The 13,229-nt window shown below is 52.3% G+C and carries 12 protein-coding genes; 9 read left to right on the forward strand and 3 right to left on the reverse strand.

Annotated features, from left to right (window positions below; translation table 11 throughout):
* The first annotated feature begins 425 nt into the window (after positions 1–425).
* The gene (gene acnA, locus PW844_RS15595; protein WP_299453510.1) at positions 426–3,104 is read left to right on the forward strand and encodes an aconitate hydratase AcnA; all 2,679 of its coding nucleotides are present in this window, start codon (positions 426–428) and stop codon (positions 3,102–3,104) included.
* Between the two features lie 30 nt (positions 3,105–3,134).
* Here acnA and ribA read toward each other — a convergent pair whose 3' ends face one another.
* The gene (gene ribA / locus PW844_RS15600) at positions 3,135–3,728 is read right to left on the reverse strand and encodes a GTP cyclohydrolase II (protein ID WP_299453512.1); all 594 of its coding nucleotides are present in this window, start codon (positions 3,726–3,728) and stop codon (positions 3,135–3,137) included.
* 227 nt (positions 3,729–3,955) lie between these two features.
* On the opposite strand from ribA, the gene pgpB reads away from it, so the two are divergent.
* The 5 genes from pgpB to yciH all read left to right on the forward strand — a co-directional run bounded on the left by pgpB (position 3,956) and on the right by yciH (position 7,559).
* Positions 3,956–4,720: a phosphatidylglycerophosphatase B gene (pgpB, locus tag PW844_RS15605; RefSeq protein WP_299453515.1), complete on the forward strand. Its 765-nt coding sequence runs from the start codon at positions 3,956–3,958 to the stop codon at positions 4,718–4,720.
* A gap of 126 nt (positions 4,721–4,846) precedes the next feature.
* Entirely contained in the window at positions 4,847–5,152 is a 306-nt protein-coding gene (locus tag PW844_RS15610) for a LapA family protein (protein WP_299453517.1), read from the forward strand.
* 6 nt (positions 5,153–5,158) lie between these two features.
* Complete coding sequence (gene lapB, locus PW844_RS15615; protein WP_299453518.1) at positions 5,159–6,328, forward strand: lipopolysaccharide assembly protein LapB; 1,170 nt, start codon at positions 5,159–5,161, stop codon at positions 6,326–6,328.
* Positions 6,329–6,528: 200 nt separating this feature from the next.
* A complete protein-coding gene (pyrF, locus tag PW844_RS15620; RefSeq protein ID WP_299453519.1) occupies positions 6,529–7,236 on the forward strand; it encodes an orotidine-5'-phosphate decarboxylase in 708 nt (235 codons plus the stop codon).
* Positions 7,236–7,559, forward strand: coding sequence for a stress response translation initiation inhibitor YciH (yciH, locus tag PW844_RS15625; protein ID WP_299453522.1), 324 nt, complete (start codon positions 7,236–7,238; stop codon positions 7,557–7,559). Before pyrF ends, yciH begins: the two co-directional genes overlap by 1 nt.
* Before the next feature lie 73 nt (positions 7,560–7,632).
* On the opposite strand, the gene osmB is transcribed toward yciH, so the two are convergent.
* Positions 7,633–7,848, reverse strand: coding sequence for an osmotically-inducible lipoprotein OsmB (gene osmB / locus PW844_RS15630; RefSeq protein WP_084875083.1), 216 nt, complete (start codon positions 7,846–7,848; stop codon positions 7,633–7,635).
* A 350-nt stretch (positions 7,849–8,198) separates the two neighbouring features.
* On the opposite strand from osmB, the gene araD reads away from it, so the two are divergent.
* The 3 genes from araD (at position 8,199) to PW844_RS15645 (ending at position 11,112) form a co-directional block, all read left to right on the forward strand.
* On the forward strand, positions 8,199–8,897 hold the full coding sequence (gene araD, locus PW844_RS15635) for an L-ribulose-5-phosphate 4-epimerase (RefSeq protein ID WP_299453524.1): 699 nt from the start codon (positions 8,199–8,201) through the stop codon (positions 8,895–8,897).
* 224 nt (positions 8,898–9,121) lie between these two features.
* Positions 9,122–10,105, forward strand: coding sequence for a 2-keto-3-deoxygluconate transporter (kdgT, locus tag PW844_RS15640; RefSeq protein ID WP_299453527.1), 984 nt, complete (start codon positions 9,122–9,124; stop codon positions 10,103–10,105).
* A gap of 140 nt (positions 10,106–10,245) precedes the next feature.
* Positions 10,246–11,112: a crotonase/enoyl-CoA hydratase family protein gene (locus tag PW844_RS15645; RefSeq protein WP_208715207.1), complete on the forward strand. Its 867-nt coding sequence runs from the start codon at positions 10,246–10,248 to the stop codon at positions 11,110–11,112.
* Between the two features lie 15 nt (positions 11,113–11,127).
* Here the strand turns inward: PW844_RS15645 and pdeR are convergent, their stop codons facing one another.
* A complete protein-coding gene (gene pdeR, locus PW844_RS15650; protein ID WP_299453532.1) occupies positions 11,128–13,110 on the reverse strand; it encodes a cyclic di-GMP phosphodiesterase in 1,983 nt (660 codons plus the stop codon).
* Positions 13,111–13,229 lie beyond the last annotated feature (119 nt).

Genomic DNA, 13,229 nt, shown 5'->3' on the forward strand with positions numbered 1-13,229 from the left:
TTATATCAACGAGCAGTCCTTCTTTTCCGGGTTATCCGGCGGGCAACTTTAAAGCCCCTCTTTTAACACTCAGCATATAAAAATGGTGTCATCAGCTCTGGCTGAGGACGTTATCCCTTTTTACCCGGAATCCGGGAGGGAGTGACTCTATGAATGCAACAACAACAATGTCATGGTTCAGCATATATGCCTTTTCATTCCTTTTTTGGGCCGCTGCTGTGTGGATGATAATGTAATCCAATAACTCAAATTGTTTCTCATTTTAAATGCCTCGACCCATCGTCGGGGCATTTTTGTTTGTCGTTAAATACATAGCTGAATGTGTCAATTCGTGTTGTTATCAAAACGTTAACGAGAATGTGGTCTATCTTTAAGCTAAACCTTGTGGTTACTGAGGTTAAGAGTGTCATTATTAAGGAGGAGCTATGTCCACGTTACGCGAGCAGAGTCAGGAGACGCTGAAAGTTGGTAAAAATACCTGGCAATATTACAGCCTGCAAAAAGCATCCCACCAGTTAGGCAATATCGATCGTCTACCCAAATCAATGAAAGTTCTGCTGGAAAATCTGCTGCGCTGGCAGGATGAAGACTCAGTAACGGCAGAAGACATTCAGGCGCTGGTGGCATGGCAAAAAGATGCACATGCCGATCGTGAGATAGCTTATCGCCCGGCGCGGGTACTGATGCAGGACTTTACCGGCGTACCGGCAGTGGTCGATTTGGCGGCAATGCGTGAAGCAGTAAAACGTCTCGGCGGCGATGTTGCAAAGGTGAACCCGCTGTCGCCGGTCGATCTGGTGATTGACCACTCGGTCACGGTTGACCACTTTGGTGACGATGAGGCTTTTGAGGAAAACGTCCGGTTAGAGATGGAACGTAACCATGAGCGTTACGTTTTCCTGCGCTGGGGGCAAAAAGCCTTTAATCGGTTTCGCGTTGTGCCACCCGGCACCGGTATTTGCCATCAGGTGAATCTTGAGTATCTCGGTCAATCCATCTGGCATGAAAACGTGGACGGTACGGAGGTGGCCTACCCCGACACGCTGGTCGGCACCGATTCACACACCACTATGATTAATGCACTCGGTGTGCTGGGCTGGGGGGTAGGGGGTATCGAAGCAGAAGCGGCCATGCTCGGACAGCCAGTTTCAATGCTGATCCCGGATGTAGTGGGTTTTAAACTTACCGGGAAATTACGTCCCGGCATCACTGCAACTGACCTGGTCTTAACCGTCACGCAGATGCTGCGTAAGCATGGCGTGGTAGGTAAATTCGTCGAATTTTATGGTGATGGATTGGCGGACTTGCCGCTGGCTGACCGTGCCACCATAGCGAATATGTCACCGGAATACGGTGCAACCTGTGGTTTCTTCCCGATTGATGATGTCACCCTGAGTTATATGACGTTGACTGGCCGCGATAGTGTGCAGGTGCAACTGGTGGAGGCCTACGCTAAAGCGCAGGGTATGTGGCGTAACCCCGGTGATGAGCCCGTATTTACCAGCACCCTGGCGCTGGATATGAATGATGTTGAATCCAGCCTCGCCGGTCCAAAACGTCCACAGGACCGTGTTTCGCTGGGTGATGTCCCTGCGGCTTTCGCCGCCAGTAATGAACTGGAACTCAACCAGGCACTGAAACCGCATAAAAGCGTCAGTTATCGCGACAGCGAAACCGGTGACAGCTATCAGCTGGATGATGGGGCGGTGGTGATCTCGGCGATTACCTCTTGCACCAATACCTCAAATCCCAGCGTACTGATGGCGGCGGGATTACTGGCGAAAAAAGCCGTGGAAAAAGGGCTGATGCGCAAACCCTGGGTGAAGGCATCGCTGGCACCAGGTTCTAAAGTGGTTTCTGATTATCTGGCTGTCGCGCAACTGACTCCTTACCTCGACGAACTGGGATTCAATCTGGTCGGCTACGGTTGTACTACCTGTATCGGTAACTCGGGACCGCTACCGGATAGTATCGAGAGCGCGATCAAAGAGGGAGATTTGACCGTCGGCGCAGTGCTTTCCGGTAACCGTAACTTCGAGGGCCGCATCCATCCCCTGGTAAAAACCAACTGGCTGGCTTCGCCACCGCTGGTGGTGGCTTATGCTCTCGCGGGTAATATGAAGGTTAATTTGCAGAGCGATCCGATCGGCCAGGATCAACGCGGCCATGATGTTTATCTGAAAGAAATCTGGCCGTCACCGGAAGAAATTGCCGAGGCAGTACAAAAGGTAACCAGTGATATGTTCCATAAAGAGTATGCCGAAGTATTTGATGGCACTCCGGAATGGCAACAAATCAAAGTGAGTGAAGCAGCCACCTATGACTGGGATGAAGGTTCAACTTATATTCGGTTGTCACCGTTTTTTGACGATATGGAAAAAACACCAAAACCGGTGCAGGACATCACCGGTGCGCGCATTCTGGCGATGCTCGGTGATTCAGTCACCACCGACCACATCTCACCGGCCGGCAGTATCAAGGCAGAAAGTCCGGCGGGGCGTTATTTGCTGGCGCATGGTGTGGAGCGCAACGACTTCAACTCCTATGGATCGCGTCGTGGTAACCACGAAGTGATGATGCGCGGCACCTTTGCCAATATTCGTATTCGTAATGAGATGGTCCCTGGTGTGGAAGGAGGCTATACCAGACATTTCCCCAGCAATGAACAACTGGCGATTTACGATGCTGCCATGAAGTATCAGCAGGAGGGGATTCCGCTGGCGGTGATTGCGGGCAAAGAGTACGGCTCCGGCTCAAGTCGCGACTGGGCGGCCAAAGGCCCGCGTTTACAAGGCGTGCGCGTGGTGATTGCCGAGTCGTTTGAGCGTATCCATCGTTCAAACCTGATTGGTATGGGGATTCTGCCGCTGGAATTTCCTCAGGGGGTCACGCGTAAAACGCTGCAACTGACCGGTGAGGAGCATATTGATGTGGCAAACCTGGCACAGCTCAAACCGGGATGTACCGTCAACGTGACCCTAACTCGCGCCGATGGCAGCCGCGAGACGCTGGAGACGCGCTGTCGAATTGATACGGGGAATGAACTGACCTATTACCAGAACGATGGCATTCTGCACTACGTGATTCGTAACATGCTGAACTAAGGAAAAGCCGGGAGTATCCCGGCTTTTTTATTACGACTTCGGCAACAGATGCCCCATCTTTTCCGCTTTGGTATCGAGGTAATGGGCATTCTTTGGATTGCGGCCAACGATTAACGGCACGCGCTCAACAATATTGATGCCAGCTTCGCTGAGGATTTCCACTTTGCGCGGGTTATTGGTCAGCAAGCGCACTTCATTGACACCCAGCAGTTTGAACATATCAGCGCATAACGTGAAATCACGTTCATCTGCGGCAAAGCCCAACTGATGATTGGCTTCTACGGTGTCAAAGCCTTTATCCTGTAGTGCATAGGCACGAATCTTGTTTAACAGGCCGATATTGCGACCTTCCTGACGATGATAAAGCAGCACGCCGCGGCCCTCTTCAGCAATCGCCGTCAGCGCTGCTTCAAGCTGGAACCCGCAATCACAGCGCAGACTGAATAAAGCGTCACCGGTCAGACATTCAGAATGAACGCGCGCCAGCACCGCAGTGTGATCGCTAACATCACCATAAACCAGCGCGACGTGGTCGTGACCGGTTGCCAGTTCTTCAAAACCAACCATCAGGAAATCTCCCCATGGCGTGGGCAGTTTGGCTTCTGCTACCCGTTTAAGCTGCATGTGACTCTCCAGAACCTTCATAGGATGCGCTATCATCATGATAACGCATGGGCCTGTGTGGCCCCAAAACTGACAATATTGTGCCACAACCTGACATCAGGCAGTTAATCAGTCAGAGTTATTGTAGTGATAAAGCACAATTATCTAAGCCGCAATGGTTATGTTATTCTTTTTTCAGCTAAAGTTATGCATGGCACAGTGTTTTACGCGGTTGTAAGGGAAAGTGGATGTTAAAGATTGTACAACGCACGACGATCGGGGCGTTTTTATTGCTGATAATGCCGCTGAGCGTCTGGCTTTCTGGCTGGCAGTGGCAGCCTGGATCCCATGGAGCACTGTTGAAATTCCTGTTCTGGATGACGGAAACCGTTACCAGCCCATGGGGAACGCTTACCAGCCTGCTTCTCAGTGCCTGGGTATTATGGTGCCTGCGCTTCCGTCTCAGGCCCGCGATTTTGCTGCTCATCATCATGAATGGCGCTATTCTCACCGGGCAGTACACCAAATCCTTTATTAAAGATCAGGTCCAGGAGCCTCGCCCCTACGTAATGTGGCTGGCAAAAAGCCATGGTCTCGATGAACACCAGTTTTACGAGCTAAAACGTAAGCAGCGCAGCCAGGTGGTAGAACAACTGTTGGCGAATGATGCGACGCTGCCTGGCTGGTTAAAAAAACACTGGGCATTTGAAACGGGTTTTGCTTTTCCTTCTGGTCATACCCTGTTTGCCGCCAGCTGGGCGTTACTGGCCATCGGTTTGCTGTGGCCGCGACGTCACACCCTGACCATCGTAGTGGTGTTTGTCTGGGCGAGTCTGGTGATGGGCAGCCGCCTGATGCTGGGGATGCACTGGCCGCGTGATTTGGTAATGGCAACGCTGATTTCCTGGTTGCTGGTGATGATAGCAACATGGCTGGCACAGCGGTTTTGTGGTCCCCTTAGTGTCCCGCCGCCGGAGGCAAAAGAGATTGCACAGCGGGACGACGGATTGTAATTTTCCTATCCAGCCCCATATTATTGATTGCACTTGCGTAAATCAGGCCGTTTGATGTGGTGATTAGCAGCATCGGCGTCGCTTTTTTGGCATACTTCTACTGGATAACCTCAGACAGGATGCATTGTGAAATATTTGCTGATTTTTCTCGTGGTATTGGTCATTTTTATCGTCTCCGTTACGCTCGGGGCGCATAACGACCAAATCATCACTTTTAACTATCTGCTGGCGCAGGGCCAATTTCGTATTTCAACATTGCTGGCTGGTCTGTTTGGTGCCGGATTTCTGCTGGGATGGGCAATTTGTGGGCTGTTCTGGTTACGGTTACGGGTATCGCTGGCACACGCGCAGCGCAAACTGAAACGTATGCAGGCGCAAAATGAACAATCGACCGCGGTGACAACCTCACCTTCCGCCGGTCGTCGGGATTAAGCTTCGATGCTTGAATTGCTGTTTTTGCTTCTTCCTGTCGCTGCAGCGTATGGCTGGTATATGGGCCGACGCAGTGCACAACAGGATAAGCAACAGGAAGCCAACCGCCTGTCACGTGAATACGTTGCGGGGGTTAACTTTCTGCTATCTAACCAACAGGACAAGGCTGTTGACCTCTTTCTCGACATGTTGAAAGAGGACAGTGGCACGGTTGAAGCCCACCTTACACTGGGTAACCTGTTTCGTTCCCGCGGTGAAGTTGACCGTGCCATCCGCATTCACCAGTCATTAATGGAAAGTGCCTCACTCAGTTATGAACAGCGTTTGCTGGCGATACAACAGTTGGGCCGCGATTATATGGCGGCTGGCCTGTATGACCGTGCAGAAGATATGTTTAGCCAGTTGGTCGATGAGACCGATTTTCGCATCGGCGCGTTGCAACAGTTGCTGTTAATCCATCAGGCAACCAGTGACTGGCAACAGGCGATTGAGGTGGCGGAAAAGCTGGTCAAGTTGGGCAAGGATAAGCAGAAAGGTGAAATTGCTCACTTTTATTGTGAACTGGCGCTGCAGGCGCTCAGCAGTGATGATCTCGATCGTGCGATGTCGCTGCTGAAAAAAGGCGAGGCAGCCGATCGTCAGAGTGCGCGTGTCTCCATTATGACCGGACGCATCCTTATGGAGCAGGGTGAATACGCGAAAGCGGTGGAACGTCTGCAACGTGTGCTGGAGCAGGATAAAGAGCTGGTCAGCGAAACCCTGCCGATGCTGGAAACCTGCTATCAACGGATGGAAGAGCCGGAACAATGGGCGCAATTCCTGCAACGTTGTGTGGAGGAGAACACCGGGGCGGCGGCAGAACTGTATCTCGCCGATATCCTTGAGCAGCAGCAAGGCCCGGAAGCGGCACAGCTCTATATCAACCGCCAGCTGCAACGTCATCCGACCATGCGTGTGTTCCATCGCCTGATGGATTTTCACCTGCATGAAGCGGAAGATGGCCGTGCAAAAGAAAGCCTGATGGTGCTGCGGGATATGGTTGGCGAGCAAATTCGCACCAAACCGCGCTATCGTTGCCAGAAATGTGGCTTCACCGCACATGCGCTGTACTGGCATTGTCCTTCATGCCGCACCTGGTCATCGGTGAAACCTATTCGCGGACTTGACGGCCAGTAATGGTCGTCAGTTTTAAAAAAACATCATTATAGTTACAACATACTATAAGCTAAAGAAACTCAATAACCTTAGGCCTTGTGCAGCCTGCGTTCAATCACCCGGTTAATCGCAGCACTGAGATTGTCGTCACCAGGACACGCAGGTAGAATGCTTGCCGTTTGTCTAACGCGCCTGCGGGTGCCTGTAACTGAGGAAACGTTATGCCTGTTACCACTTCACCTATCCTGGTGGCACTCGACTATCATAATCTCGACAGCGCACTGCAATTTGTCGATCGGATCGATCCCAGCCAATGCCGTCTGAAAGTCGGCAAAGAGATGTTCACGCTATTTGGCCCATCGCTGGTCAAAACGTTACAGGCGCGTGGTTTCGAGATTTTCCTCGATCTGAAATTTCACGATATCCCTAACACTACGGCACATGCGGTTGCGGCAGCAGCAGACCTGGGGGTGTGGATGGTGAACGTGCATGCCAGTGGCGGGGCGCGCATGATGAATGCGGCGCGTGAGGCGCTGGTGTCATATGGTAATGATGCTCCGTTATTGATTGCCGTTACGGTACTGACCAGCATGGATGCAGAGGATCTCAAAGGTCTGGGCATCACTCTGTCACCGGCAGCCCAGGCAGAACGTCTGGCGCGCCTGACGCACGATTGCGGGCTGGATGGTGTGGTGTGCTCCGCACAGGAAGCGGCACATTTTAAACAGGTTATTGGCAAGGATTTCGCGCTGGTCACGCCCGGTATTCGTCCGGCTGGCAGTGATGCGGGCGATCAGCGCCGCATTATGACACCGCAGCAGGCACAGCAGGCAGGGGTTGATTATATGGTGATTGGGCGTCCGATCACCCAATCAGCCGATCCTGCGGCAACATTGCAACAAATTCTGCGCAGTTTACAGGAGGGCTAATGGCTCAGGACAATCCGCTGGTTTACTCCACCGAAAGTGGGCGTATTGCGCCCGTCGAAGAAAAAGTACCACGTCCTAAGGGTGATGGCGTGGTGCGCATCCAGCGTCAGACCAGTGGCCGCAAAGGTAAGGGCGTGTGTCTGATCACCGGTGTCGATTTGGATGATGATGCGTTAGCGAAACTGGCTGCCGAACTGAAGAAAAAGTGTGGCTGTGGTGGCGCAGTGAAAGATGGCGTGATTGAAATCCAGGGCGACAAGCGTGACCTGCTGAAATCGTTGCTGGAAGCCAAAGGGATGAAGGTTAAACTCGCTGGTGGCTAAATAAAGAAGGGCCACTCAATGAGTGGCCCTGTGCTGTAGATGCGCTGCGTAGCCTTATATTATGTAAGGTCCTTTAGTGGACCTGATGGCCGATAATGCCACCCACTGCGGCACCACCAATGGTACCCAATGCGCTGCCGTTAGTCAGAACCGAACCGCCAATCGCGCCAGCACCCGCACCAATGGCGGTATTACGATCGCGTTTGGACCAGTTTGAACAACCGCTCAGGGCGATAACTAAGGTGGTCGCCAGCACGGCCGCGGTCAGACGTTTCATTGTTGTTGTCATAAACTTCTCCTTGATTGTACATACAGAGGCAACTCTTTAAGTATAGGCGTTGCTCCCTGAAACTGTTTCACACCGTTATGTCATCACGGTCCTCATCCTTAAGCCTGCAATCCGCAGCCCGAATGCGAAAACAGCGTGTTAACCCTGCCGTGTGGGAGCAAAAACGCTCCACGGTTGGCTGGAGACAAGTCTAATCATTACGGAATTTTTCCGAAGATAGAAAACTCCTAATTCACGCCACATTTTTACGCCCTCAGCCACTTTCCGCTGCTTTTACAGCCATTCCCTCCATAACGTTTTTGCCGCAGGCTTTGCACAATTTCTCCATCACATCTTGCAGGAGAAAAAACATGCTGGAAGCGTTGAAACAACAGGTACTGGAAGCCAATCTGGATTTACCACGCTACAACCTGGTGACCTTTACCTGGGGTAATGTCAGTGCTATCGACCGTGCCAGCGGCTTATTGGTGATCAAACCTTCCGGGGTGAAATACACCAACATGCAGCGCGACGACATGGTGGTGGTGGAACTGGAAAGCGGCAAGGTGGTAGAGGGGAAAATGCGGCCATCCTCAGACACCGCAACGCATCGTGCGCTGTATCTTGCCTGGCCGGAGATTGGTGGCATCGTACACACCCATTCGCGTCATGCCACTATCTGGGCCCAGTCCGGGCGGGATATCACGGCGTGGGGAACCACTCATGCCGACGATTTCTACGGTACCATTCCCTGCACCCGCGCGATGGAGCGTGAAGAGATTGAGCAGGAATATGAGTGGAATACCGGACAGGTGATTATCGAGACGTTCGCCAAACGCGAAATTGCCCCGACGGCCATTCCTGCGGCATTAGTCAATTCTCATGGTCCCTTTGCCTGGGGTAAAGATGCGGATGCCGCGGTTCACAGCGCCGTGGTGTTGGAGGAAGTCGCCTATATGGCGTTGCATACGGAACAGTTACGTCAGGATCTGCCCTCTATCTCACAAACGCTGCTTGATCTGCACTACCTAAGAAAGCATGGGAAAAATGCCTGGTATGGGCAGAAGTAATAAACACCACCAGGGCACCAGAAGGTGCCTTTTTTATTGCCAAAAGCTAACTGGTATGGCGAGCATGATCAAAAAATAAAATGATAAACCAATAAAAATAAAACAACGTTTCATAAATATATTGGCGATCACTTTTTTGCCAGCCTTGAGCCGTTATCTTGCCTGCCATGCCTGTTGGCAAATTTTAACGCACCTCCCTCTGGCGAAGTCAAGGTGACACTAATATGCATATCAAACGTGCAATCGATAAAATCCCTGGCGGTATGATGTTGATCCCGTTGTTCTTTGGCGCACTGTGCCACACCTTTTCGCCCGGCGCGGGCAAATACTTCGGTTCGTTCACCAATGGACTCATGAGTGGTACTGTACCCATCCTTGCGGTATGGTTCTTCTGCATGGGCGCATCCATTAAACTCAGCGCTACCGGCACCGTTTTACGCAAATCCGGTACGCTGGTGCTAACCAAAATCGCGGTGGCCTGGGTGGTGGCAGCCATAGCCTCACGCGTGATGCCGGAAAACGGGGTGGAAGTTGGCATGTTTGCTGGCCTTTCCACCCTGGCGTTAGTGGCGGCGATGGATATGACCAACGGCGGTTTGTATGCCTCGATCATGCAGCAATATGGCTCCAAAGAAGAAGCGGGTGCGTTTGTGCTGATGTCACTGGAATCAGGGCCACTGATGACCATGGTGATTCTGGGTACAGCGGGCATCGCCTCGTTTGAACCTCATGTGTTTGTCGGCGCGGTGCTGCCATTCCTCGTTGGTTTTGCCCTCGGCAACCTCGACCCGGAGTTGCGGGATTTCTTCGGCAAAGCGGTGCATACCCTGATTCCGTTTTTCGCCTTTGCGCTCGGCAATACCATTGATTTAGCGGTTATTGCGCAAACCGGTTTACTCGGTGTGTTGCTGGGCGTCGCGGTGATCATCATCACCGGCATACCGTTAATCCTTGCCGATCGTCTGATTGGCGGTGGCGACGGTACCGCAGGCATTGCTGCTTCCAGCACTGCGGGTGCCGCAGTGGCAACGCCGGTCTTGATTGCCGAGATGTTGCCACAGTTTAAACCGGTTGCTCCTGCGGCTACCGCGCTGGTGGCGACATCGGTCATTGTTACTTCAGTATTGGTCCCCATCATTACGGCGCTTTATTCACGGCGCGTTAAGCGTTTTCATGTTGCGGCAGGGCAACGCGCGGCCATCAAGTAATCCTGCTAATCTTTCCCCGACCCCTGTGTCGGGGAAATCTCTGGAATTTGCTATATAAATCAATCTCTCATTTGGTCTGGCCTCACTCTGGATTACGCTGATATTGCGTTCAACGCATCATATAAACAGAGGATGAGACTATGACAGTGATTAACCAACCTACATGCAGATTGTTCACCGAAGTCGGACAAACCACGCAACTGGCTGCCTATTATGAGGAAGGGCGGCACACCATGTGGATGATGCTGCGGGCGCAACCGCGTCCCAGCTTCAACCACGAATTAATCGAGGAGATCATGAACCTGAGCTACGCTGCGCAGCGTTCCGGTCTGCCGATCGATTTTTGGGTGACGGGATCGCTGGTACCACAAATGTTTAACGCCGGGGGCGATTTGCGGTTCTTTGTCGAGTGCATTCGTAACAACCGGCGGGAAGCATTGCGTGCTTATGCCCGTGCCTGTGTGGACTGCATCCATTCAGCTGCGAAGGGTTTCGACACCGGAGCGGTAACGCTGGCCATGATTGAGGGCAGTGCACTTGGCGGTGGTTTTGAAGCCGCCCTGGCGCACCACTTCATTCTGGCGCAGAACAGCGCACGTCTGGGATTCCCGGAAATTGCCTTCAATCTGTTCCCGGGCATGGGCGGCTATTCGTTAGTTGCACGGCGGGCCGGCATGAAGCTGGCTGAAGAATTAATTTGTGAAGGGGAGTCACACAGCGCGGAATGGTATGAAACCCGCGGTCTGGTGGATAAAGTGTTCCAGCCTGGCGATAGCTATCGCGCCACGCGCACCTTCATCGATACCCTGCGTCCGAAATTGAATGGCGTACGGGCAATGCTGAAAGCGCGTCAGCGTGTATTGCAACTCTCCAGGGCGGAGCTAATGGATATTACGGAGGATTGGGTTGATTATGCTTTCACGCTGGAACCAAAAGACATTGCATATATGGAACGTCTGGTGCAACTGCAGAACCGTCATAGCGCATCCCTGCGCAAAGCCGGATAATCTCGCAGACCAGCGTTAAACGCGGGCAGGATGCTTAAGCCAATGCCCGAGCTGGTCTGCGGGCATTGGTTTCGCATAATAATAACCCTGACGCCCATCGACGCCGTTAGCCATAACAAATTTTTCTTCGGCTTTGGTTTCAATACCTTCGGCAATCACCTGCAAATCAAGGGCTTTAGCCACCGCCATAATGGCACGCACCAGTGACTGCGCCACCGGTTGCTTATTGATATTACGAATAAAACTCTGATCCAGCTTGATCGCGTCAATCGGTACGCGCGCCAGCTGAGACAATGAGGAATAACCGGTGCCGAAATCGTCGAGATGGACCTGCGCCCCCAACTCCTGAAATTGCTTCATCAGCTTCAGTGCATCGGCTTCGTTCTCGATCAGACAACTTTCGGTTAGTTCGATATCAATCGGACAATCCGTCAGGCCGCTTTCTGCCAGCGCCTGTTTCAGGTCGCTATAAATGCTCTGATCAATCAATTGTTTCGCCGAAACATTCACGGCTATCCGTAACCAGATACCTTCCTCACGCCAGGCGATGATCTGCTGCAACACATTGAGCATCACCCAACGGCCAAGGGGCACAATCAGGCCGGACTCTTCCGCATAAGCGATAAAGTCCCCTGGTGGCACCAGACCGCGCTCCGGCGAATTCCAGCGCACCAGCGCTTCTGCGGTACGCACCTCGCCATCGCGATCGATTTTCGGTTGGTAATAGACCACCAGATGATCCTGCTCCAGCGCTTTGCGCAGATTGGTGTCGAGCCACAGGTATTCAAACACGCGTTGATTCATCTCACTGGCAAAGACGCAAAACTTACCGCGACCATTTTCTTTCGCGTGATACATTGCGGTGTCTGCATTGCGAATCAAGCTTTCACGATCCTCACCATGCAGCGGGGCCAGGGCGATACCAAGCGAACAACCGCTATACACTTCAATCAGGCCAATGCGGAATGGCTGACGCAGCCGTTCAAGAATGCGTGAAGCCATCGCCTCCAGTGCGGCCTGGCTGGTGTTTTCTGCCAGCACCACAAACTCGTCACCACCCAGCCGCGCCAGAGTCTGATCTTTCCCGAGACAACTAAGGATGGCCAGCGATACGGCCTGGAGTAACTGGTCGCCAAACATATGGCCGTAGGCGTCATTCACCTTCTTGAAATTATCCAAATCGAGGTAAACCACGCCGGTTTGCGTGCCTTTCGCCATCTCCAGAGCCAGACTAATTTGCTGATGGATGGCGTTGCGATTGGGTAAACCGGTGACGGTATCGGTATTGGCAAGTACGCGCAGACGCTCCTGGGCGCGGCGCTCCTCGGTTATATCCGTTCCTGAACAGATGAGAAATATTTCATTTTTGCCGCTGCCACTGTGGACGAACTTATTACGAAACAGAAACAGTCGTTGACCTTTTTTGGTCTTCACCCAGCGTTCAACTTCGTAAGAACTGCCATCACGAAAGAATCCGGCGATGTTGCGACGTGAGGCCTGGGCCTCCTGTTTGGTCATAAACAGCTGGAATACGTTACGGCCAATCACTTCGTGTTCTTTAAGGCCAGTGTATTCTTCACTTAACCGATTGAAACGTTGAATATTTCCTCGCTGATCAAGGATGACAATCACCGAGTTGGCTTCAGAAACTACTTGTTCCGCAAAGGAAAGTCCGAGGGTCAAATCGCGTGCGACAGATGAGGTATCGCCCCATGCAGAAGCGGTACCGGCCCAGGTGGCCTGATTCACTTTGCGGCCGACAAAATGCATTGGCACAGGCGTGCCGTGCAGCGATAACGTCAGGTTAATGCTGGAGGTTATAACGGTCATGGCGCGCAGCAAACTCGCCTGCGCAGGGGTAAGAGGAACGGCCAGATTGGTATGGGCATGTTCTTCTTCGGCAAAGTGCAATGCATCGCTGTCCGCTGTCAGACGCCAATGAGGGCTGGTGGTGCCAAACAAGGTGTATAGCAACGTTTGCCCTTGTTCATCGGTCATGGAAACTTCCTCCGGGGAATGCTCAGCAGGCGGTATCTCATTATTTTAGCAACAGTATTCATCCTCTTGCGTAAGCACAAGATGCAATCCGCATATATTTTTGTTTAGAGAAATGAATG

The sequence above is a fragment of the Pantoea sp. genome (genome assembly GCF_028283705.1).
Classification (GTDB): Bacteria; Pseudomonadota; Gammaproteobacteria; order Enterobacterales; family Enterobacteriaceae; genus Pantoea.

Coding starts and splice junctions, on each gene's coding strand:
- acnA (WP_299453510.1), top strand. CDS start 426: ATGTCCACGTTACGCGAGCAGAGTCAGGAGACGCTGAAAGTTGGTAAA.
- ribA (WP_299453512.1), bottom strand. CDS start 3,728: ATGCAGCTTAAACGGGTAGCAGAAGCCAAACTGCCCACGCCATGGGGA.
- pgpB (WP_299453515.1), top strand. CDS start 3,956: ATGTTAAAGATTGTACAACGCACGACGATCGGGGCGTTTTTATTGCTG.
- lapB (WP_299453518.1), top strand. CDS start 5,159: ATGCTTGAATTGCTGTTTTTGCTTCTTCCTGTCGCTGCAGCGTATGGC.
- pyrF (WP_299453519.1), top strand. CDS start 6,529: ATGCCTGTTACCACTTCACCTATCCTGGTGGCACTCGACTATCATAAT.
- yciH (WP_299453522.1), top strand. CDS start 7,236: ATGGCTCAGGACAATCCGCTGGTTTACTCCACCGAAAGTGGGCGTATT.
- osmB (WP_084875083.1), bottom strand. CDS start 7,848: ATGACAACAACAATGAAACGTCTGACCGCGGCCGTGCTGGCGACCACC.
- araD (WP_299453524.1), top strand. CDS start 8,199: ATGCTGGAAGCGTTGAAACAACAGGTACTGGAAGCCAATCTGGATTTA.
- kdgT (WP_299453527.1), top strand. CDS start 9,122: ATGCATATCAAACGTGCAATCGATAAAATCCCTGGCGGTATGATGTTG.
- PW844_RS15645 (WP_208715207.1), top strand. CDS start 10,246: ATGACAGTGATTAACCAACCTACATGCAGATTGTTCACCGAAGTCGGA.
- pdeR (WP_299453532.1), bottom strand. CDS start 13,110: ATGACCGATGAACAAGGGCAAACGTTGCTATACACCTTGTTTGGCACC.